Annotated in this window: 22 protein-coding genes; 17 read left to right on the forward strand and 5 right to left on the reverse strand. The window is 44.9% G+C overall.

Annotated elements, in window-relative coordinates:
* Positions 1 to 6 precede the first annotated feature (6 nt).
* The gene (locus tag M1J35_RS03925; protein WP_254652787.1) at positions 7 to 1431 is read left to right on the forward strand and encodes a dihydrolipoyl dehydrogenase family protein; all 1425 of its coding nucleotides are present in this window, start codon (positions 7 to 9) and stop codon (positions 1429 to 1431) included.
* A gap of 64 nt (positions 1432 to 1495) precedes the next feature.
* On the opposite strand, the gene M1J35_RS03930 is transcribed toward M1J35_RS03925, so the two are convergent.
* The 3 genes from M1J35_RS03930 to M1J35_RS03940 all read right to left on the reverse strand — a co-directional run bounded on the left by M1J35_RS03930 (position 1496) and on the right by M1J35_RS03940 (position 4460).
* A complete protein-coding gene (locus tag M1J35_RS03930; protein WP_254652788.1) occupies positions 1496 to 2581 on the reverse strand; it encodes an FAD-dependent oxidoreductase in 1086 nt (361 codons plus the stop codon).
* A gap of 14 nt (positions 2582 to 2595) precedes the next feature.
* Positions 2596 to 3147, reverse strand: coding sequence for a GNAT family N-acetyltransferase (locus M1J35_RS03935; protein WP_229596860.1), 552 nt, complete (start codon positions 3145 to 3147; stop codon positions 2596 to 2598).
* A gap of 125 nt (positions 3148 to 3272) precedes the next feature.
* Complete coding sequence (locus tag M1J35_RS03940; protein ID WP_079532959.1) at positions 3273 to 4460, reverse strand: dicarboxylate/amino acid:cation symporter; 1188 nt, start codon at positions 4458 to 4460, stop codon at positions 3273 to 3275.
* A 299-nt stretch (positions 4461 to 4759) separates the two neighbouring features.
* Here M1J35_RS03940 and M1J35_RS03945 point away from each other — a divergent pair, with 299 nt between their 5' ends.
* From M1J35_RS03945 to M1J35_RS03980, 8 genes are all read left to right on the forward strand, one after another.
* Positions 4760 to 5830, forward strand: a complete 1071-nt coding sequence (locus M1J35_RS03945; protein ID WP_079532958.1) for a D-alanine--D-alanine ligase — start codon at positions 4760 to 4762, stop codon at positions 5828 to 5830.
* Between the two features lie 75 nt (positions 5831 to 5905).
* Positions 5906 to 7282, forward strand: a complete 1377-nt coding sequence (gene murF / locus M1J35_RS03950; protein ID WP_254652789.1) for a UDP-N-acetylmuramoyl-tripeptide--D-alanyl-D-alanine ligase — start codon at positions 5906 to 5908, stop codon at positions 7280 to 7282.
* A gap of 87 nt (positions 7283 to 7369) precedes the next feature.
* Entirely contained in the window at positions 7370 to 8059 is a 690-nt protein-coding gene (locus M1J35_RS03955; RefSeq protein ID WP_034763088.1) for an alpha/beta hydrolase, read from the forward strand.
* A 261-nt stretch (positions 8060 to 8320) separates the two neighbouring features.
* Positions 8321 to 9832 (forward strand): degradosome RNA helicase CshA, encoded by a 1512-nt coding sequence (locus M1J35_RS03960; protein WP_034763086.1) that lies wholly within the window; start codon positions 8321 to 8323, stop codon positions 9830 to 9832.
* A gap of 305 nt (positions 9833 to 10137) precedes the next feature.
* Entirely contained in the window at positions 10138 to 11109 is a 972-nt protein-coding gene (locus M1J35_RS03965; RefSeq protein ID WP_254652790.1) for a nuclease-related domain-containing protein, read from the forward strand.
* 47 nt (positions 11110 to 11156) lie between these two features.
* On the forward strand, positions 11157 to 12119 hold the full coding sequence (uvsE, locus tag M1J35_RS03970; protein WP_254652791.1) for a UV DNA damage repair endonuclease UvsE: 963 nt from the start codon (positions 11157 to 11159) through the stop codon (positions 12117 to 12119).
* Positions 12120 to 12216: 97 nt separating this feature from the next.
* Positions 12217 to 12696, forward strand: coding sequence for a PH domain-containing protein (locus M1J35_RS03975; protein WP_254652792.1), 480 nt, complete (start codon positions 12217 to 12219; stop codon positions 12694 to 12696).
* Entirely contained in the window at positions 12686 to 14143 is a 1458-nt protein-coding gene (locus M1J35_RS03980; protein ID WP_254652793.1) for a PH domain-containing protein, read from the forward strand. The genes M1J35_RS03975 and M1J35_RS03980 overlap by 11 nt, the downstream gene beginning before the upstream one ends.
* Positions 14144 to 14186: 43 nt before the next feature.
* Here the strand turns inward: M1J35_RS03980 and M1J35_RS03985 are convergent, their stop codons facing one another.
* Entirely contained in the window at positions 14187 to 14771 is a 585-nt protein-coding gene (locus M1J35_RS03985) for a rhomboid family intramembrane serine protease (protein ID WP_254652794.1), read from the reverse strand.
* 135 nt (positions 14772 to 14906) lie between these two features.
* Between M1J35_RS03985 and acpS the strand changes: the two genes are divergently transcribed.
* The 5 genes from acpS to ndoA all read left to right on the forward strand — a co-directional run bounded on the left by acpS (position 14907) and on the right by ndoA (position 18688).
* Positions 14907 to 15257, forward strand: coding sequence for a holo-ACP synthase (acpS, locus tag M1J35_RS03990; protein ID WP_254652795.1), 351 nt, complete (start codon positions 14907 to 14909; stop codon positions 15255 to 15257).
* Positions 15258 to 15468: 211 nt separating this feature from the next.
* Positions 15469 to 16482, forward strand: coding sequence for a LolA family protein (locus tag M1J35_RS03995; RefSeq protein ID WP_254652796.1), 1014 nt, complete (start codon positions 15469 to 15471; stop codon positions 16480 to 16482).
* A 237-nt stretch (positions 16483 to 16719) separates the two neighbouring features.
* Positions 16720 to 17925, forward strand: coding sequence for an alanine racemase (alr, locus tag M1J35_RS04000; protein WP_254652797.1), 1206 nt, complete (start codon positions 16720 to 16722; stop codon positions 17923 to 17925).
* Positions 17926 to 18051: 126 nt separating this feature from the next.
* Positions 18052 to 18333: a CopG family ribbon-helix-helix protein gene (locus M1J35_RS04005; protein WP_032085355.1), complete on the forward strand. Its 282-nt coding sequence runs from the start codon at positions 18052 to 18054 to the stop codon at positions 18331 to 18333.
* A 4-nt stretch (positions 18334 to 18337) separates the two neighbouring features.
* Positions 18338 to 18688 (forward strand): type II toxin-antitoxin system endoribonuclease NdoA, encoded by a 351-nt coding sequence (gene ndoA, locus M1J35_RS04010; RefSeq protein WP_034763063.1) that lies wholly within the window; start codon positions 18338 to 18340, stop codon positions 18686 to 18688.
* Here the strand turns inward: ndoA and M1J35_RS22665 are convergent.
* A complete protein-coding gene (locus tag M1J35_RS22665; RefSeq protein ID WP_256503952.1) occupies positions 18685 to 18819 on the reverse strand; it encodes a hypothetical protein in 135 nt (44 codons plus the stop codon). The genes ndoA and M1J35_RS22665 overlap by 4 nt on opposite strands.
* A gap of 274 nt (positions 18820 to 19093) precedes the next feature.
* Here M1J35_RS22665 and M1J35_RS04015 point away from each other — a divergent pair, with 274 nt between their 5' ends.
* From M1J35_RS04015 to M1J35_RS04025, 3 genes are read left to right on the forward strand one after another with little or no spacing between them, the layout of a single operon-like run.
* Positions 19094 to 19924, forward strand: coding sequence for an RsbT co-antagonist protein RsbRA (locus M1J35_RS04015; protein WP_224521611.1), 831 nt, complete (start codon positions 19094 to 19096; stop codon positions 19922 to 19924).
* Positions 19921 to 20277, forward strand: coding sequence for an STAS domain-containing protein (locus M1J35_RS04020; RefSeq protein ID WP_034763058.1), 357 nt, complete (start codon positions 19921 to 19923; stop codon positions 20275 to 20277). The genes M1J35_RS04015 and M1J35_RS04020 overlap by 4 nt, the downstream gene beginning before the upstream one ends.
* Positions 20278 to 20279: 2 nt before the next feature.
* The gene (locus M1J35_RS04025; RefSeq protein WP_034763056.1) at positions 20280 to 20681 is read left to right on the forward strand and encodes an anti-sigma regulatory factor; all 402 of its coding nucleotides are present in this window, start codon (positions 20280 to 20282) and stop codon (positions 20679 to 20681) included.
* Positions 20682 to 20685 lie beyond the last annotated feature (4 nt).

Raw genomic sequence — 20685 nt, forward strand, 5'->3', positions numbered from 1 at the left:
ATTCAGATGGAACAATACGATTTAATTGTCATAGGAGGAGGGGCAGGCGGATTGACCGTCGCCTCTGGGGCTGCCTCACTGGGAGCAAAAGTGGCACTTGTTGAAAAAAGCGGCCTTCTGGGAGGGGATTGCCTTCACTTTGGCTGTGTCCCGTCCAAGGCGTTCATCCAATCGGCAAGAGAAGTGGCGACCATACGTTCAGCCGGGGATTACGGATTCGAAACAAAAGGATCCGTCGATATGAAGAAGGTAAAAGAACGAGTCAAAGGGGCCATTTCACACATTCAACAGCACGATGATCCCGATCGCTTCCTGGAGCTTGGGGTCGATATTTATTTCGGAGCAGCCGAGTTCCTGGATCCCCATACCATTTTGGTGGAGAAAGAGGACCGGATCTCCGGGAAGAGGGTGGTTGTGGCGACAGGATCAAGTCCACTTGTCCCCGATATCGATGGCCTTGGCAATGTTGAATACCATACGAATGAAACAGTATTCGAAGTGGATGACCTCCCTCGCCGGGTGGTCTTCATCGGGGGAGGTCCAATTGGTCTGGAATTGGCGCAGGCATTCTCCCATTTAGGCTCAGAAGCCATAGTGCTAGAACAGCATGATGAAATCCTGGTGAAAGAAGATAAAGAAATCCGTGAAATGGCCACCGGGTTATTGGAAAAGGATATTCAGTTTGTTTTTGGAGCTGAAATTAAACGTGTGTCGAAGCGGGATGGACAGAAGGTGGTTCATTACGTGAAAGATAGAGAAGAGCAGTCGGTTGAGGGGGACCTTTTATTCCTCGCGACAGGCCGCAAGCCGGGTACAGATTCCTTGAATCTTTCCGCTGCCGGTGTGGAGACAGACGATCGGGGATTCATCAAAGTGAATGACGAACTAAGAACGAATCAACCCCATATTTTCGCGATAGGAGATGTGAACGGCCGTTATCCATTCACTCACGGTGCCGGAATGGAAGGGAAGCTTGTCGTCCAAAATGCCGTATTTGGATTGAAACGAAATGTCTCCTACAGCAAGCTGCCCTGGACCACCTATACGACACCGGAAATCTTCCATATCGGCTTGACCGAGGAAGAAGCGGTGGAAAAAGGAATAGAATACAAGGTCTATAAGAAAACGTTAGACGAGGTAGACCGGTTCGTGGCAGATCAGAAGACAGAGGGTCTCGTTAAAATCATCACAGACCCGAAAGGCAGGATCCTCGGTGCCCACGCAGTCGGCGCCGGCGCTGGAGACTGGATGCAGCCGGTCGTGTTCGCAATGGAAAAGGGAAGCAAGATCGGTGCCCTTTCCAACATGGTCTATCCTTACCCGAATCACGCAGCAGCCGTCCAGCAGACAGCGGACCTGTACTGGAGAGAGAAGCTGTTCGACGGGGTACTCCCTGTGATTAGTAAGAAGTATGTGGAATTGTTTAGATAAGGTGTTTACAGCGCGACTGCTGGGAGGCGGTCGTGTTTTTTTTGTGGGGTTAGCTGCTTAACCCTCACTCCCCATACTTTCCCATAAACCGCTGATCAATCCAGTCCTTCAACCGCCAGGCCCATCCGCTGACCAATGAAAAGGATCCGTAGGTTAGGAAGCCACGCTTGTCCCCGACAGACATGATAGCGAGATATCGTTTCTGGGGCTCAAAGGGAATGATTTTTCCATTGGCTGCGGCGCCGTTCAGGTTTTCCCATAGGACGGGCCCTTGTCTGACGGCTGTTACGCCGTTTTTAGGCACATCGGGAAAGTCTTGTAAGGTAGCGCAATCACCGGTTCCGAACACGTTTGGGTATTCAACTGATTGAAGGTAGCTGTTCACGAGCAGATATCCTTGTTCATCTGTCGGAAGCACACTGCTCGCGAATAGAGGGGGTGCTTTAGGTCCTCCCAGGAAAATGACCTCTTCATAATCGAGGATCTCCCCTTTATCTGTATACACTCGGGACTCCTCCACTTTCGTCACGCGCCCTTGATGCAGATCGATGCCTTTTGTAAGGGCGATAGCCGTCATTTTTTCAGACGAAAAGATACCGGCTTTTTCTAACAGTGGAGAGGAGTGGGCGACTATGACAGCATGATTGTCATACCCTTTGTCCCTTTTCCATGCTTTCAGGGATAATGCCATTTCAATACTTGCTGCACCGCCACCGATGAAAATGGTTTTTCGGCTTTTCTGCAGTTTCTGGATTTGCTCGGGAAATCGGTAATTTGGCTTGATAGGCAGGTTGTGTTTATGTAATCCTTTGATCTCCGTTGAATCATTTCGGGAGCCGATGTCGAATGAAACAAAGTCGTAGGTGAAGATCTCCCCTTTGTCTGTTAACAGATGCTGCTGATCTGGATCGATGGAGAGAACGGTGCTTTTGACAAAGTCACAGCCGGCAGCTTTACATAAGTTCTCTAAATCGATCCGGGTTTCTTCCAATGAATAGATTCCCTCCGTGTATCCGGAGAACATTCCGGAATAATATTGATAACGGGAAGGGGAAATCAGGACCCATTTCACGTTTTCCTCCTGATGTTGACTCTTTTTTATGCAGTGGAGGTGGCTGTGTCCGCCACCGACTAAGATGATTGTTTTCATAGTGGAACTCCTTTTTAGAGAGAGCGTTTTTCTTCCCATTCTTCCCTGATCATCCCCATGCGTATGGAGTCATAATAAACACCATTGTAGTACCGGCATTTTCTCATACGTCCTTCAAGCTGCATCCCGATTTTCTCTGCGGCCTTCATCATCCGTTCATTCCCTGACCACGTCGTGATGCCGACCCGCCCGATTTCCTTCGTCGTAAAGAGGTGATCGACCCATAGGGATAAGGCTTCGGTTCCATATCCACCGTTCCAAAAGGCAGGATCGTAGATGACGATTCCCGCTTCAAGCCATCTGGTGGGTTCGTAATCCCAATAGTATCCGACGGTTCCGATGATGGTACCGTCGACCTCGATGACCCGTTGGAACTCATCGCTGCGACTTTTATTTCTGATGGATGATTCCATATACTCTTCAAAGGGGACGTACGTATGTTTAAAATAAGGGGCGTCCCATTTTTTCCACTCAGGGGAAGGGTCGCCGTAAATATAGTCCCATAGACGGGGAAGGTCTCTCTCTTCTATTTTTCTAAGTGTTACACGCTGACCAGTTAATTTCAATTCATGAGCACTCCTTTATTGTGTTACTATTTCCATTATACAGAAAATACCTTGAATAATCAGAATAGATAGTAAGAAAAAACAGAGGTCCGTCCCTCTAAAGTGAGGGACGGACCTCTGTTTGGTTAACTTGCTTTAATGGACGAGACCCGTGCTTTTTTCTTTTGGGTCAGTTTGTCGACGATGGATGTGATGGCACCGTCGCCTGTTACGTTGCAGGCAGTTCCGAAGCTGTCCTGTGCAAGGTAAAGGGCAATCATGAGAGACGTCATAGTCGGTCCGAATCCAAGCATCGTTTCAAGTAATCCAAGGGCTGCCATAACGGCTCCACCGGGAACACCAGGTGCTGCAATCATCGTGATGCCGAGCATCAAAATGAATGGGAACAGCTGAGTGAATTGCAGAGCTTCACCCTGGATGAACATGACGGCCATGGCGCAGCTGACGAGTGTGATGGTGCTTCCTGATAAATGAATGGTGGCAAGGAGCGGGACAGAGAAGTCTGCAATCCGTTCTCTTGAACCGATTTTTTTTGAACGTTCAAGGGTGACGGGAATCGTTGACGCCGATGATTGTGTTCCGAGTGCCGTGAAATAAGCGGGGAGCATCCCCTTCATCATGGAAAGCGGGTTCTGCTTTCTCAGTGTACCGGCGGCTGTATATTGAACAACTAAAAAGACAAGATGTAATAGAATGATCATGACAAAAACTTTTGCAAATACAGACATGATGGCACTCACCTGTCCGCCTTGTGTCATATTGGCAAAGATCCCAAGGATATGAATCGGTAAAAGTGGAATGATGATCTTTTCAATGACAAGTTCCACGATGTTCCTGAATTCATCCATCCCTTTTTGAAGGGTATCCCCTTTAATGGCGGCCATTCCCAGTCCAATGGTGAACGCGATGAGGAGTGCCGACATCACGCCCATGATCGGAGGCATGTCCACTGTGAAGAACCCTTTGAGAAGAGCTTCTTCTGGATTTTCAAATGATTGGGACGTTTGATTGGCGAGTAAAGTTGGGTAAATAGACTTCGCAACCGTAAAGGCGAGTAAACCGGCTAGCACGGTGGAACCATACGCAAGGGCAGTGGTCAATCCGAGAAGTTTCCCTGCACCTTTACCCATGGAGCCAATCCCCGGAGCGATAAAGCCGATGATAATCAATGGAATTGCAAATCCGAGGAAATTACCGAATAGTCCATTGAATGTAGCGAAGATTTTCACAAACCATTCTGGTGCATATGCTCCAATGATAATACCTAACGCGATACCTAAAAGGATCTTAGGCAGTAAACCGAGCTTTCTCATCTGGGTGTCCTCCTTGAAAGTACAAATGTTTTTAATACGAGGATTATACACCTAATAGAGTGATAATTTAATAGCTTTTTAAATAGGCGAAATCTTAAGTGTATTCAGAATAATAATTGAAAGAACTGTCGCCGGACTGGTTTTCGTTTGCATACATATATAATGGGCCGTAATCCGAATGCCATTTGAATCAAGACAAATGTGGTAATTTTTATTTTCCAAAGGAATCATTCTTTCCCTTTCCGGTGAAAGTGATAAAATAGAAACATCTATTGTGAATATTGGAGGTAACGAAATACATGAAAACGAAGTTGTGCTTACTGTACGGCGGTAAATCCGCTGAACATAATGTTTCCCTGCAAACAGCCAAGGCCGTAATCGGTGCCCTGGACTTAAATAAATATGAAATCCACCCTATTTTTATTTCGACGGAAGGTAATTGGATAAAAGGGCCACAATTGAATGCCCCTGTTGAAGATGTGAAAGCATTGCAATTTAAAGAAGGGGAAGAAATTGCTCCTAATGCGTTGAGTACGTCCATCGCTCCTTCTGAGTCTGAAGGATATGACATGATCTTCCCATTGCTTCACGGACCGAATGGTGAAGATGGAACGGTTCAAGGCATGCTTGAGCTGTTGAATCTTCCATACGTAGGAAACGGTGTCCTTGCTTCATCTGCCGGAATGGATAAAGTCATCATGAAGAATCTATTTGCTCAGGCTGGCATTCCTCAAGTCAACTACACGTGGTTCATCCGCAGCACGTGGAAGGGGAACCCGGAATCTGCCTATAAACAGGTGGAAGAAGAGATTGGTTACCCATGCTTCGTGAAACCTGCCAACTTAGGTTCATCTGTAGGGATCAGCAAGTGTACGTCCCGTGAGGAATTAGCGGCTGCCTTCAGAGAAGCGTTCCAATTCGACCGTAAGATCATCATCGAAGAAGGCGTGAAGGCCCGGGAAATCGAGCTTGGCGTACTTGGCAACGATCAGCCGGAATGCTCCGTGGCAGGAGAGATCGTACCTAAGAAAGATTTCTACGATTATAAAGCCAAATATGAAGATGGGGATACAGCTCTCATCATTCCTGCTGAAGTAGAAGGAAGCATCTACAATGAAATGAAGGAAATTGCGATTCAGTCATACAAAGCCCTGGATTGTTCAGGACTTGTGCGTGCAGACTTCTTCTTGACGGAAGACGGTCAGATTTACATGAACGAAGTGAACACGATGCCAGGTTTCACACCGTACAGCATGTTCCCGCTTCTCTGGAAACACACTGGAGTCGATTATCCTACCCTGATCGGGAAACTCGTGGAGCTTGGTTTGGAACGCTATCAAGACAAACAAACGATTAAACATACGATGTAAACAACTTGGGACTGACCACATCTAGAGGCAGTCCCTGGTCTATTTTGATGAAAAATGAGTAAAAGGAGAAAACGAATGTTCGAAAAGACGATTAGAGAGATATGTACCATGCTTGATGTGAAAAATGACCCTTCTGCATTTGATCCGGTGATTGTAAAAGGCGTTTCCATCGATACGAGAAAAATCGGGAGTGGCAACCTATTTGTTCCTTTTAAAGGAGAAAACGTCGACGGTCACGAGTTCGTCCGTCAGGCGATCGACAATGGAGCATCCGCTGCCTTATGGGATATCAATGTCCCTAATCCCCCGGAAGATATTCCGGTCATCGTGGTGGAAGATCCGCTGCTTGCCCTTCAGTCTTTGGCAAACCAATACCGGCACGAGCTTGACTTAAAGGTAGTCGGGATTACTGGAAGCAATGGGAAAACAACGACCAAGGATATTGTCGCCAATCTATTATCTGTAAAATACCGTGTGCATAAAACACAGGGGAATTATAATAACCATATCGGTCTGCCGTTAACGATCCTTTCCCTGCCCCAGGACTCGGAAGTGGCTGTGCTTGAAATGGGGATGAGCGGATTTGGAGAGATCGAACTCCTATCTGAAATTTCTCAGCCGGATGCTGCCATCATCACGAACATCGGGGAATCCCATCTTCAGGATCTTGGTTCCCGTGAAGGCATCGCCAAGGCTAAGCTCGAAATTGTCAAAGGGCTTAAACCTGACGGGCTGTTTGCATACTACGGAGACGAACCGCTTCTGCAGGAGGGCGTAAAGGGAATTGGCCTCAAGAATATGGAGACCTTCGGAAGAAGTGAATCCAATAATATTTACCCGACAAAGATCGAAATGAACAATCAAGGAAGTTATTTTGAGACTTCTGTCGCTGAAGGCGAAACGTTCTTCCTGCCTGTATTGGGACAGCATAACATCCATAACGCCCTTGCCGGGATCCTGATCGCCCGTCATTTCGGACTCACCGTTGAAGAAATGAAAGAAGGCTTGCAATCATTGAAGCTGACCCAGATGAGGATGGAAATGGTGGAAGGGAAGAAAGGCGAAAGCATCATCAACGATGCCTATAATGCGAGCCCCACTTCCATGAAAGCGGCCATCGGACTGGTGTCAGAGCTCGAAGGATTCCGCACAAAAATCCTCGTCCTTGGTGATATGCTCGAACTTGGAGATCAAGAAGAAGAATTTCATCAAGAGATCGGACACTTGATCGATCAGGAAAAGATCCAGCAAGTGTTCACGTTTGGACGGCTTGGAACGTTCATCGCAAAAGGTGCCCTGGAGAATTTCCCTGAAGAGCGCGTGCACTCTTATATGGATAAAGAGAGTCTGGCTCAGGAACTGTCTTCCTTGATCAAAGGGGATGAATTGATCCTATTTAAGGCTTCCAGAGGAATGAAACTGGAAGAAATCATTGAAGGATTAAAGGGATAAGTTTAAACCTTCTTTGAAATGAGCAAAATGAGCTTAAGCTGGGAGAGTGGCTCGCTCCCTACCTTTTAATAAGTAAGAAGGGATAACATGATCGGTTGTTTATTAATCCATGGTTTCACAGGGAGTCCGTTTGAAGTAGAACCCCTGGCTGAATTCCTCCAAGATCGAACCGATTGGAAAATCGTCGTGCCGACTCTTCCTGGTCATGGGGAAACCCTCGAACTGAAAGGGATTAAGCATATAGAATGGATCGAACATGCTGAGTCCGAGCTGAAAGTCCTGTTGGACACATGTGACGAAGTGTACGTAATCGGATTTTCAATGGGCGGATTGATTGCCTCGTATCTTTCGGTCAAATACGATGTAGATAAGCTCGTCCTGTTAAGTGCGGCGGCCTACTATATCAATGCCAAGCAATTACTGAAAGATATTGGAAATTTAATTAAAGAAGGAATACAGGGAAATATACTGGAAAACGAGCTGTACAAACGGTACAAATTCAAAGTGACCCAAACCCCGATCCTGTCCACATACGAATTCAGGAAAGTCGTCCGTATTGCTCGTCCGCTCCTTCGGGAGGTAAGCATCCCAACCTTTATCGCCCAAGGAAAGAATGATGGAATAGTCCCCCCTAAAGCTGCGAAATATATATATGAGACTATTTCCTCAAAGAAGAAAAACCTATTTTATTCCCCTGAAGCCAAACACTTGATATGTCACAGCCAAGATAAGCACGAACTTTTTGATAAGATCTACCAATTCCTTCAAATTGAATAGATTGACTATTTGACATTAGATTGAAATTCGTTTCTAGAAGTGGTAACATAACTACAACATAGTTCTTAATTTGTTGGACGTGCTAGCTCTTCTATTTTGAAGAGTGTATTTTTTTGTACCAAACATAAAACTAAACATCTCATATAGACGGTTTTAGATTAGATACCGAAGTCTTTCGGTGGGTAAGATTTCGTTCCGACCTAAAAATATAATCAGATATTGATTAGTTATAAAAGATGTAAATTAAAGGAGAATGTAACATTGACTAAGTTTGCAGATTTAAACTTAAGCGCATCTACGTTGAAATCAATCAAACGTATGGGCTTTGAAGAAGCAACACCAATTCAGGCAAGTACAATTCCAGTCGGTTTAGAAGGTAAGGATATCATCGGTCAGGCACAAACGGGAACAGGGAAAACGACAGCATTCGGTATTCCGATGATCGAGAAAATCGATGTCAAGAACCCTAAAGTCCAGGCCCTTATCATTGCACCAACACGTGAACTTGCGATCCAGGTTTCTGAAGAATTATACCGTATCGGGGCTGACAAGCGTGCCCGCGTCCTATCTGTATATGGAGGTCAGGACATCCAGCGTCAAATCCGTGCGATGAAAAAGAACCCTCATATCATCGTCGGTACACCAGGTCGCCTTCTTGACCATATCAAACGTAAAACACTCAACCTTGAAAACGTTGAAACATTAGTGCTTGACGAAGCAGACGAAATGCTGAACATGGGCTTCATCGAAGACATCGAAAGCATCCTTGAAACTGTACCAAGCACAAGACAAACACTTCTATTCTCTGCCACTATGCCGGATCCGATCCGCCGCATTGCGAACCGTTTCATGTCAGAGCCGGAAGTAATTAAAGTAAAATCAAAAGAAGTAACGGTTTCAAACATCGAACAATACTTCACAAAAGTCAGCGAAAAAGAAAAATTCGATACACTTTCCCGTTTAATCGACGTACAATCACCAGAACTTGCGATTGTATTCGGTCGTACAAAGCGAAGAGTAGACGAATTAGCGCGTGCTCTTAGCATCCGCGGCTACCTTGCAGAAGGTATTCACGGAGATCTTTCTCAAGCCCGTCGTATGACGGTCCTTAAGAAGTTCAAAGAAGGACGCATCGATATCTTGATCGCAACAGACGTTGCTGCCCGTGGATTAGATATCTCAGGCGTAACGCATGTTTACAACTTTGACATTCCTCAAGATCCTGAAAGCTACGTTCACCGTATCGGACGTACAGGTCGTGCAGGTAAGAAGGGTATGTCCATCACTTTTGTTACACCAAGAGAAATGGGTTACCTGAAAATTGTTGAACAAACAACGAAGAAGAAAATGACGGCCCTTAAGCCACCTAGCTTAAACGAAGCTCTTGAAGGTCAACAACGCCTGGCTTTAGAGAAGCTGGTTGAAGCTGCGAAGGAAAGCGATCTTAAAGATTACTATCCATTAGCAGAAGAATTCCTAGGCGATCACGATCCTGTTCAAGCAGTAGCGGCAGCGATCCGTGTATTGACGAAAGAGCCTGATACGACTCCTGTAGAAATTACGGAAGAACGTCCACTACCATCAAGAGGTGGAAATCGTGGCGGCGGTAACCGTGGTGGATACAAAGGTGGAGCACGCAGCGGAAGTCGCGGTGGATCTTCACGCAGCGGCGGTGGAAATCGCGGAGGCGGAAGCCGTGGCGGAGACCGCAACCGTTCTGGCGGCGGCAGACCACAATCTTCAAGCAAACGTAAATCTTATAACAATTCTTGATTAGATCAATAGGACACGATGACCTTTAGGGGTTGTCGTGTTTTTTTGTTGTGTTGCGGTGAGAGGTGAGATGAGATGGTGGACGGAGAGTGTTGGCTTAATTCCAATTTATGTAAAAATGCGCAATTACCATCTATAATGACGCAATAAATAAAAAAACGACGCAATTATCCTGAATATGACGCAATCAACCCCCGAAATGACGCAATCAATATTAATATGTTAATATTCCCGATCCGTAAGAAGGAATTTCCCAACCTATCGCGAACTAAATACCCATAACCAATAATAAGGAGAGTGATCAATTGTTCTGTAAAGAGCTAACAATCCCGCTAATTCTTGAAAAAACAGAGGCATTATCGGGCCGGATCGTCCAACATCATCTAAAAGTCCCCCTCTTAGAAAAGGATTTACGAAAAAGAAGGGCCGGTTACAAAGGAGAATCCACTGTCTACTACCATCTCACCTTTTTAAAAGATAAAAGATACAAGATCTTTTATAATGTAAGACTCCCCATCTTCTCAAACCATTTCCAAATGGACTTTCTCATCCTTACCCCATCCTATATTTTGATCATCGAAGTAAAAAACATATCGGGACTTGTAACCATTGATCCGTTCATCAAGCAGCTTACCCGGACTCATAAAGGAGTGACAGAAGGATTCACCGATCCAGTCTCGCAAGTGCAAAGGTATAAATTATTACTCCAGAAATGGTTCAGTACCCACAAACTGAAGCATCCACCGATTAAACATCTTGTCGTATTCAGCAACCCGTCAACTACCTTGAATTACACTGTATCCCCTGCGCCGGACGATCCGTACAAACAGATTATCCATGCTCAAAATATCATCGATAAGATCATGGATTTAAATGAAAAACATCCAACCTCAACCGTGACAGAGAAAGAACTTCTAAAAATGAAGAGGGTCATAATAAAAAAACATGAGGAGTCGGAAATTGACATCCTAAAAGCCTACTCCCTCACAAAAAACGACATCCTCACCGGTATACGCTGCGAAAACTGCCAGCACCTCCCCATGATCAGAGTCAGTGCATCCTGGTCCTGCCCTAAGTGCCGCCACTCTTCGAAGACAGCACACATCACAGCAATCCACGAATACTTCTTACTCCTAAACAACCACCTAACCAATAGTGAACTAAGAAAGTTCCTCCATCTAAACTCAAGAAATACAGCCTATAAAATGTTAAAATCCCTTCAATATAAAACCCAAGGAGAAACGAAATCCGTCATCTATTCAAAACCCGCAAGATAATTCCCCCAGAGAGCGCACATACTAACCCAAAAAGGAGTCCAACATCCATGACACTCGTAAAACTCGGCTATGTGGCCATGAGCATGAACCTTCAAAATGCATCCCCCTCCCAAACGATGACCTATAAGCAATTCGCAGGCATAAAGGATCGAGAGGCAGCGATCCATAAATTAGAACGGATCGCCCGGTCGAATTTACAAAACTGCCTCAGGCTTTTAAAGCATAATGTCCTGAATGAAATCCACTTCTTCAGGTTCAGTTCGAAACTGATCCCTCTTGCGAATCATCCTGAATTGAAGGGATGGGATTTTATCTCTCCGTTACAGGAAGAACTCCAGGAGATTGAAGAATACTTGAAGCTTCATCCCATGAGGGTGGGCTTTCATCCTGATCACTTTGTTCTGCTGAATTCCAGTGATGTGGATGTGTTGAAAAATACGCTGAAGACGTTGAAGATGCACGAAGCTTTGTTAAAGGGGATGGGGATCAATCCGACCCACCGCTGTGTCCTTCATGTGGGTGGAGCGTATGAAGATAAGGAAAAGGCGCTAGAGCAATTTATTCATAATTGGGGGCTGACTCCGGTCTCTCTTCAGCGGATGATCATCCTTGAGAATGATGATACGGTGTTCAGCGCGGCGGATGCCCTTTATTTGTGTGAAAAACTCGGCATTCCTCTTGTGTTTGATTATCATCACCATCTGGCCAATAACGAAAGGGACTGGCTGCTGGATTGGGATAGAGTGGTTGGGACGTGGAGTCAATCGCCTTTGCCGGTGAAGATGCATATATCGAGCCCCCGGTCCCAGGAAGAGTACAAGGCCCATGCGGATTTCATCGAGCCCGGGATGTTCCTTGACTTCTTACACGGAATGAAAGGCTCAGTCGATGAAATCGATTGTATGATCGAAGCCAAGAAAAAGGATGATGCGCTGTTCAGACTGGTAGAGGATCTGCAAGGAAAGGAAGGAATTGAATGGGTCGATAAAAGTTCCTTTATAGTGAAGTAGATGTTATGAAATTTTATTCTCCCCACAATCTGAAACCATCTCTGTTCCGAAACGTATATTTACTGTAAGATTTAGTAAAAGAGAGAGGGGGATTTGAATGATAGGGGAACCGCAAAAGAGAATATCTCCAATGGCTTTGAAAGTATGGAAGATATATGGAGTGCTGGAATCGTTGATCGTGGCTGCCTTGGCAGTCGGAGCAATTGTGTTAACGAATATATTTGATTGGTCCCATTGGGTGACCGCAATAGCTGTAGGTGTAGTGATCCTTTTTACATATTTGTTCGTGTTTTTACTTCCGACCATCAAGTGGAAAAGGTGGCGGTATGAAGTGAGGGAACAGGAGATTGAACTGCAGAGGGGAATCCTGATTGTGAAACGTACGCTGGTTCCGATGGTGAGAGTTCAGCATGTTGATACGGTACAGGGGCCGATTCTAAAAAGATACGGGCTGTCGACGATTACCATCTCCACTGCAGCAAACGTCCACGAGATCCCTGCTTTGGACATGGAAGAAGCGGATGAACTGAGGAATTCGATTTCGCAGCTGGCGAGGGTGGCGGAAGATGATGTCTGAACATAAAAGGCTTCACCCGATATCTGCTGTGGCGAGTTTTGTTAAACAACTGAAAGATTTGATTGTTCCGTTCGTATTTTTGTTTGTCATAAACAATCGGGGAGAGAAGAATGGATTTTGGGATTATATGCCGCTTCTATCCATGGCGCTAGTCCTTGTCATCGTTCTTGTTTTCGGAATCATTAAGTGGCTTCGTTTTACCTACCGGCTTGAAAGTGGTGAACTGAGGATAGAGTATGGGCTATTTGTGAAAAAGAAGCGGTATATCCCGATTGAACGGATCCAGAGTCTGAACTTCTCGGAAGGCATTTTGCACCGGCCTTTTGGACTTGTAAAGGTGAAGGTCGAAACAGCGGGATCTTCAAGTTCCAGGGAGTCGGAAGCGGAACTGACCGCGATTTCTAAGGAGGAAGCACTGGATTTAGAACAGATGATTTATCAGGAGAAGAAGGGTGAGAGCGTGACGGAGGATTCTTCTCTGGAGCAGGCTGCCATTCAGGAAGATGAACCTTTTTTCACCCTAGGCCAAAAAGACATCTGGGTTCTTGCGGCGACCTCGGGAGGAGTAGGGGTCATTATTTCAGGGGTTGCGTTATTTTTATCGCAATTTAATGAACTCATTCCCTATAAGGCTGTATATGAAGAAGTGGCCGTGTTTATAAAAAGTGGCGTGTTCATCGTCGCATTGACGGCATTTTTAGGGCTGGTTCTTGCCTGGTTCCTATCGATTGTCTGGACATTTATCATTTATGGTGATTTTAAGATCAGAATAGTGGATGAACATATTGTTATGACAAGAGGGCTGCTTGAAAAGAAGCAGGTGACGGTCCCGTTAAACAGGGTGCAGGGGATCCGGATAGTGGAGAACCCGATCAGGCAGCTGATTGGGTATTGTACCGTGCACATTGAAAATGCCGGTGGATCTGTTTTAGAGAAAGACAGTACGAGTATTAAGTTATTCCCGATTATTAAAAAGGAACAAGTACCGGAGTTGTTAAATGGATTGTTTCCAGAATATATCATCCAAGATGATTTTAAAGGGCTGCCGGTAAGTGCCATGAGGAGATATGTATTCAGGCAAACGGTCTGGGTATTGGTCCCTGTTGCTGCCGCCTGCTACTTCTTTTGGCCGTATGGTCTTTGGGCAGCGCTCTTGATTCTGCCTTTTGGAGTGCTCGGATACTATCAATACCGCGCAGGCGGATTCAGAATCGATGGGGGGCAGTTATCTTTACGATATAGAGGGGTATTGAAGAATACGATGTATATGAAGAAAAATCGGATTCAGTCCCTTGATACGAAAGAGAGCTGGTTTCAGGAAAGGAAAGGGTTGGGGAGTCTCACGACTACGGTGAAATCAGGGGCAGCCGGTTATGCGAGTCAGGTGAGGGACCTTAAGAAAGAAGATCTGAAAAGGATCGTCTCCTGGTTTTCCCATAGTATATAAACAAAGAAGCGGCCTGTTCATTCCGGCCGCTTCTTGCTTATTCTTATTTCCTCCCAGAAATCCATCCGATGACGAAGCCTGCGATCAACCCGAAGATATGGGCGGTAATGTTAATGCCTGATTGCATGAAGGTCATTACGACCCCGATGATCACGATGGGGAGGATGATCTGCCGGCTTTCCCTGGTGATGAAATGATTTTTCAGGACGATCATGGCAATATAAAAGCCGAATAACCCGAAGATGGCCCCTGAAGCACCGACGTGGCTATAGGTAAGAGGCTTGATTAGATAAGTGATGATATTGGCAAACACACCGCTTGCTAGGTAAAGGGCAAGGAACTTTGCCTTTCCAAGGTGTTTCTCAAGTGGTGGTCCGAATAGGACGAGAGAAAACGAGTTGAATAATAGATGGGCAAAACCCATATGAACGAAGATCGGAGTGATCAGTCTCCACCATTCGCCTTCTTTTATGAATACATTCACACCAGCGAGTTGTTCGTACACCCACAATTGAGGGAAGATGGGAAGGGCACTGACCGCAAATAGGGCGATATGAATCAGGACGATAAAGGAAATAATAGGATAGTATCGTAGAAATTGAGAAAAACTTTCCGTTCGTACAAACATAGTGTATCCTCCTAAATGGGCTTGGTACTCAAAAAATAACCGTTAGTACTATAGTATAAGAAAAAGATGAAAATCACGAGTGGAGTTCATTATTAAAATATGCAGGACAGGACAAGAGTAGAAGGGGAGACGCTTATGATTAAAGGAATAGGGTTGGATATTGTAGAGATCGGGCGCATACGGGAATTACTGGAACGGCAGCCGAAGTTCGTGAAGAGGATCCTGACGGACAGGGAAGAGGATGCGTTCTTTTCGTTGAGTGAAGTGCGCAGGATTGAATATGTGGCCGGTCGTTTTGCAGCGAAAGAGGCGTACGCAAAAGCGAATGGAACCGGGATCGGGACGATGCTTTCGTTTCAGGATATTGAAATCAGTAAGGATGGGAACGGCAAGCCTTATTTTTCGAAGCCCGAGAAAACGCATGCCCATTTATCCATCACGCACAGCAGGGAGTTTGCGGCGGCCCAGGTCGTCATAGAAGAGTAATTAAATTTAAAGCTTGTCATCTTCACTAGCATAATCCCTCAGGTTGTCTCATATATTCAGTAGTGCAATAGGAGAGACAAGGCCAGTTGTTTAACAATCGCGGTTCGTTGGCGAATGGAACCGGGCATTCTTTCAAGGATCGTCCATTCTTTGACAAGTGGCCTTCCCCTCTCTCAATTACGTTTATCCTGGGACAAAAGGGGTTGAAAGTATGAAGAAAAAGCTAGTGATACTAGTGATGGCCATGTTGGCGGTGCTTGCACTCGCTGCCTGTGGAGAGAAATCGAAAGACGATGTAACCAAGGACCTTAAGGCAAAAGTAGAAGATATGAAGGGGTACAAAGCAGATGCGAAAATGACCCTGCAGGTGGGAGAAGAACCCCAAACCTATGATGTGGAAGTATGGCATAATGACCCTAATTATTATCGTGTAGCCCTTAAGAATGCTACGAAAGATCAAAGCCAAATGATCCTGCGTAATGATGAGGGAGTGTTCGTCCTGACACCGGCCTTGAATAAAAGCTTCCGATTCCAAAGTAACTGGCCTGAAAACAGCAGTCAGGCATACTTGTATGAATCACTTGTCAAGGATGTATTAGAAGACAAAGATGCGACCTTCAAAGAAACGAAGAGTCACTATGTCTTCACAACGAAAACACGTTACCAGAACAGTCAGATGCTCCCTACACAGGAGATTGCTTTCAACAAAAAAGACCTGACGCCTGCATCTGTTAATGTGATGGATTCAGATCAAAACCCGCTTGTAAAAGTGGAATTTTCTAAGATGGACATGAAAGCCGCGTTTGACAAAAAAGATTTCGATATGAAGAAAAATATGACCGGCGCCCAGCTTGAGGTTCCAGTGACAGCGACAGTAGAAGATACAGAATTCACCGTTCTTTACCCGATGTCTGAAATCACCGGTACGGAATTAATAGAAGAAAAAGAAGTGGCGACGGATACAGGAAAGCGCGTCATTTTAACCTATGATGGCGAAAAATCCTTTACAATCGTTCAAGAGAAGACGACTGTCGTCCCTACGATTACTGTGTCTACATCCCTCAAGGGGGAATTGGTGGACCTTGGCTTCACCGTAGCGGCCATGACGGATCAAACCATCCGATGGACGAATAATGGTGTGGATTATATGCTCGCATCAAATGACCTCACCCCTTCGGAAATGGTGATGGTGGCACAATCCGTGCAAGGTTCAATGGTGAAATGATGTATATGATCGGGGCGGGCCTATCGGGTCCGCCTCTTTTCAATCAAGGGATAGAGAGTAAAGTCCCTACTCCAACCATAACCCCCTCCAATACTCCCCATCAAACCCCAAGTTCAACTTTCATTCTGCTGAAAAACCCAAAATCTATTCACCACAATAAATGATAATATGAATAATCCATGGTATTCTTGAATAGAATGACAATGTTTTGTGTAACGATATGAGGAAGTGAACAGAGTGGAAACCCAGACGCAATTTTTTCGAGATACATGGGCTGAAATCAATTTGGATCATTTATATGAAAATGTAAAAAATATTAAAGGTCATATCCCGGATGACGTGAATGTATTTGCCGTTGTAAAGGCGAATGCTTATGGGCACGGGGATGTTCAAACAGCTCTCACTGCACTCGCTGCAGGGGCGCATGGGTTGGCCGTGGCCTTCCTGGATGAAGCGATCTCTTTGAGAAGGGGAGGCATCACCGCTCCGATCCTTGTTTTGGGGGCTACGCGCCCCAAAGATGTGAAGATTGCTTCACAGTTGGACATTTCCTTAACGGTCTTCCATAAGGAATGGCTTGTGGAAGCTGAAAGACAGCTGTCGAAAGAAGATCATCTAAGCCTTCACATCAAATGTGATACAGGTATGGGGAGGATAGGCGTTCGAACCTCGGAAGAATTAAAGGGGATCGAGGGATATATTCATTCTCACCCACAGTTCGAGCTTCAGGGGATCTTTACCCATTTTGCTACGGCGGATGAACTGAATGATGACTATCTTGAAGAACAGTTGAGGCGCTTCGAATATATGCTACAACAACTGGAATCGCTTCCAGCCTATATCCATTCTTCCAATAGTGCTGCTACTTTAAGGAAAAAGAATACCCTTTTTAATTCTGTAAGAGTGGGAATTGCCATGTATGGTCTTACACCATCGCTCGAGATGAAACCTGAACTGCCATTTCCATTGAAGGAAGTCTTTTCGCTACATTCCCGACTCATTCATACCAAAGAACTTGCAGCTGGTGAGAAGGTCAGTTACGGAGCTACGTATGAAGCTTCCGAATCAGAATGGATCGGGACGATTCCGATTGGATATGCAGATGGATGGCTGCGGAAATTACAGGGTCAGGACGTTTTAGTGGATGGGGAAAGAGTTCCAATTGTTGGAAGGATCTGTATGGATCAATGTATGATCCGGCTGCCTGAATCCCGGCCGATCGGTACCCGCGTCACGTTGATCGGCAAGCAGGATGAAGCTGCCATAACGATGGATGAAATCGCCCGAAAGCTTGATACCATCAACTATGAGATCCCTTGCATCATCTCGACCAGAGTACCGCGCATTTATATAAGAAATGGAGAAGCGACGGAAGTGTCGAATAAGCTCTTACCGGCAGGGGTGCACAGTCAACAGGAAAATAACTCCCCGTTTGATGAATAATTAGTATTTTAACTGGTGGATAATAGAAGAGATTGATAAATTAACTTTTCATTCCCTGTATTTGATGGTATGATAAGTATGTTAATGAACAGAAACGGTATGTAGTGATTGGTGGAGGTGTAGTTTGTGTCTGAATCCAGCGCAACAACAGAAATCTTAATTCGTCTACCGCAACAGCTCGTTACAGAATTGGACGGCTTTGCAGATCAAGAAAATGTGAATCGCAATGAGTTTATTTATCGTGCAACCAAAATGTATTTACGAGAGCGTAAGAAGAGACAATTACGTGAATCTATGAGACGCGGCTATATGGAAATGGCGAAGATTAATCTCGCGATCGCTTCAGAAGCGATTCAAGCAGAATATGAGGCAGAACATACAGTCGAACGCTTAGTAAGCGGAGGTTAATCCTTTGATTGTAAAGCGTGGTGACGTATATTTTGCAGACCTTTCTCCTGTTGTAGGTTCAGAACAAGGCGGAGTTCGGCCGGTACTTGTTATTCAAAACGATATAGGGAACAGGTTTAGTCCCACAATTATTGTAGCTGCCATTACCGCACAAATTCAAAAAGCAAAACTGCCTACTCATGTTGAAATTGATGCAAAACGTTATGGCTTTGAACGTGATTCCGTTATCTTGCTTGAACAGATTCGAACGATTGATAAACAACGTCTTACCGATAAGATCACACACTTGGATGACGAGATGATGGAGAAAGTGGACGACGCCCTGCAAATCAGTGTGGGTCTGATCCAGTTTTAACTCATATCCGTCCTTCGTGTGAATCCATTATCACATATATAATAGAGACAGTTTAACTGCAAACCAGAAGGCTTGCTGATCAACAAATGCTTGATCATCGAGCCTTTTTGTTTTGCTTTTTTTGGTTTCATACCCAATAAAGCCTGATTCTGCCTTGAAAGAAGAATCTGGATAATGGAAATATAGACAATTTTATGACAAAACCAGGTAAACAATTTATAATGGGAAAAGAAAGCAATGAAAATACCCGAAAAGGCATAGGCTTTTTCTTTTCCATATTTATTTGTTAGTATTAAAGTAATTAAGTCATTTTCGTTCTTTGTTGTAAACTACTTTAAGATTGGGTTACATCAATCGGTCTAAATACTAGGGTTAAATTTCATATGATAGAATGGAGAGAACAAAATGTTTAGTGAAGTCACGGCTTATATTCAGGACAATAAATCAGAAATCACTAGTACTTGGATGGACCGCATGAGAAATGAAGCGGATGAGAAGTTTCTTCAAGTCGTTTCAGATCAGGTGTTCACCAAGACAAGCCATGAGTTTGTTGAAATGATTGCCGCTAATTTGAGAGATTCGAAAGAATTCAACAGCCGCCTTGAGGATTTCGCTGAAAAGGTTGTTAGATTAGGGTGGCCATTAACATTTGTAACAACCGCTTTAGGGACATTTGGTAAAGTGGTATACGAAGGCATGACGGAGGATCGGCTGATCACAGAAGAAAATCACGCTTCACAGGTTGAGAAGTTCGATCAGTGGCTTACTCCAATGTACAACAAAGTGGTTAAAGCTTACACAGAATCATGGGAAAGAACGGTTTCTCTTCAAAAGATAGCATTACAGGAATTATCTGCACCACTTATACCGGTGTTTGAAAAGATTTCCATTATGCCGCTTGTCGGCACCATCGATACTGAACGTGCCCGTTTGATAATGGAAAACCTTTTGAACGGTGTGGTAAAGCACAGGGCGGAAGTCGTCCTGATTGATATTACCGGTGTTCCGGTGGTGGATACGATGGTCGCCCACCATATCATCCAGGCTGCTGAAGCCGTACGTTTAGTAGGGGCGAAGTGTATGCTGGTGGGAATCAGGCCGGAGATTGCCCAGACGATCGTTAATTTGGGAATTGATCTTAATCAGTTCAGCACAAACAGTACGTTACGAAAAGGAATAGAAAAAGCTCTTGAAATGACAAATCGAAAAATAGTTTCGGCGGAGGGATTAGAGTGAGAATACCAATTTTAAAGCTGCATGATTGTTTGTTGATTTCCATTCAGTGGGAGCTGGATGATCAGACAGCCCTTCAATTTCAAGAGGATCTTCTCCAGAAGATTCACGAAACAAGTGCGAGGGGAGTAGTGATCGATATTACTTCCATTGATTTTATAGACTCGTTCATCGCTAAAGTGCTTGGGGATGTGATCAATATGTCCAGGCTGATGGGAGCAAAAGTTGTCATCACAGGCATTCAGCCTGCTGTAGCGATAACGTTGATCGAGCTTGGAATCAGGTTAGAGGACGTTCTGACCGCTTTGGATCTGGAAAAAGGTCTGGAGAAATTACAATTGGAACTGGGGGACTAGGTATGGATAGCCAATCCTGCGTGAAGATCACGAATGAATGGGACATCGTTGCTGCCCGCCAGTTAGGGAGGAATGTAGCGAAAGAGCTCGGATTCGGCACAGTTGACCAGGCTCGTATCACTACGGCTATCAGCGAATTAGCAAGGAATATTTATTTATATGCCGGCTATGGTCAAATTTGTATTGAAAAATTATTCGACGCCGGAAAAAAGGGCGTGCGCATCATCGCCTTAGATGAAGGCCCTGGTATTGCCGATATCAGAAAAGTAATGGAAGATGGATATTCCACATCAGGCGGATTAGGAGCAGGTTTGCCTGGAGTTAAGCGTTTAATGGACGAATTTAACGTCGAATCTGTACCGGGTGAAGGGACAGATATAAGGGCGACCAAGTGGCTCCGCTAGGGGG

Source organism: Rossellomorea sp. KS-H15a (genome assembly GCF_024195245.1).
Taxonomy (GTDB): Bacteria; Bacillota; Bacilli; order Bacillales; family Bacillaceae_B; genus Rossellomorea; species Rossellomorea vietnamensis.

Excerpts from the sequence above, each read along its gene's own strand:
- M1J35_RS03925 (WP_254652787.1), top strand. The coding sequence starts at position 7 with ATGGAACAATACGATTTAATTGTCATAGGAGGAGGGGCAGGCGGATTG.
- M1J35_RS03930 (WP_254652788.1), bottom strand. The coding sequence starts at position 2,581 with ATGAAAACAATCATCTTAGTCGGTGGCGGACACAGCCACCTCCACTGC.
- M1J35_RS03940 (WP_079532959.1), bottom strand. The coding sequence starts at position 4,460 with ATGAGAAAGCTCGGTTTACTGCCTAAGATCCTTTTAGGTATCGCGTTA.
- M1J35_RS03945 (WP_079532958.1), top strand. The coding sequence starts at position 4,760 with ATGAAAACGAAGTTGTGCTTACTGTACGGCGGTAAATCCGCTGAACAT.
- murF (WP_254652789.1), top strand. The coding sequence starts at position 5,906 with ATGTTCGAAAAGACGATTAGAGAGATATGTACCATGCTTGATGTGAAA.
- M1J35_RS03955 (WP_034763088.1), top strand. The coding sequence starts at position 7,370 with ATGATCGGTTGTTTATTAATCCATGGTTTCACAGGGAGTCCGTTTGAA.
- uvsE (WP_254652791.1), top strand. The coding sequence starts at position 11,157 with ATGACACTCGTAAAACTCGGCTATGTGGCCATGAGCATGAACCTTCAA.
- M1J35_RS03975 (WP_254652792.1), top strand. The coding sequence starts at position 12,217 with ATGATAGGGGAACCGCAAAAGAGAATATCTCCAATGGCTTTGAAAGTA.
- M1J35_RS03980 (WP_254652793.1), top strand. The coding sequence starts at position 12,686 with ATGATGTCTGAACATAAAAGGCTTCACCCGATATCTGCTGTGGCGAGT.
- M1J35_RS03985 (WP_254652794.1), bottom strand. The coding sequence starts at position 14,771 with ATGTTTGTACGAACGGAAAGTTTTTCTCAATTTCTACGATACTATCCT.
- acpS (WP_254652795.1), top strand. The coding sequence starts at position 14,907 with ATGATTAAAGGAATAGGGTTGGATATTGTAGAGATCGGGCGCATACGG.
- M1J35_RS03995 (WP_254652796.1), top strand. The coding sequence starts at position 15,469 with ATGAAGAAAAAGCTAGTGATACTAGTGATGGCCATGTTGGCGGTGCTT.
- M1J35_RS22665 (WP_256503952.1), bottom strand. The coding sequence starts at position 18,819 with ATGAAACCAAAAAAAGCAAAACAAAAAGGCTCGATGATCAAGCATTTG.
- M1J35_RS04015 (WP_224521611.1), top strand. The coding sequence starts at position 19,094 with ATGTTTAGTGAAGTCACGGCTTATATTCAGGACAATAAATCAGAAATC.
- M1J35_RS04025 (WP_034763056.1), top strand. The coding sequence starts at position 20,280 with ATGGATAGCCAATCCTGCGTGAAGATCACGAATGAATGGGACATCGTT.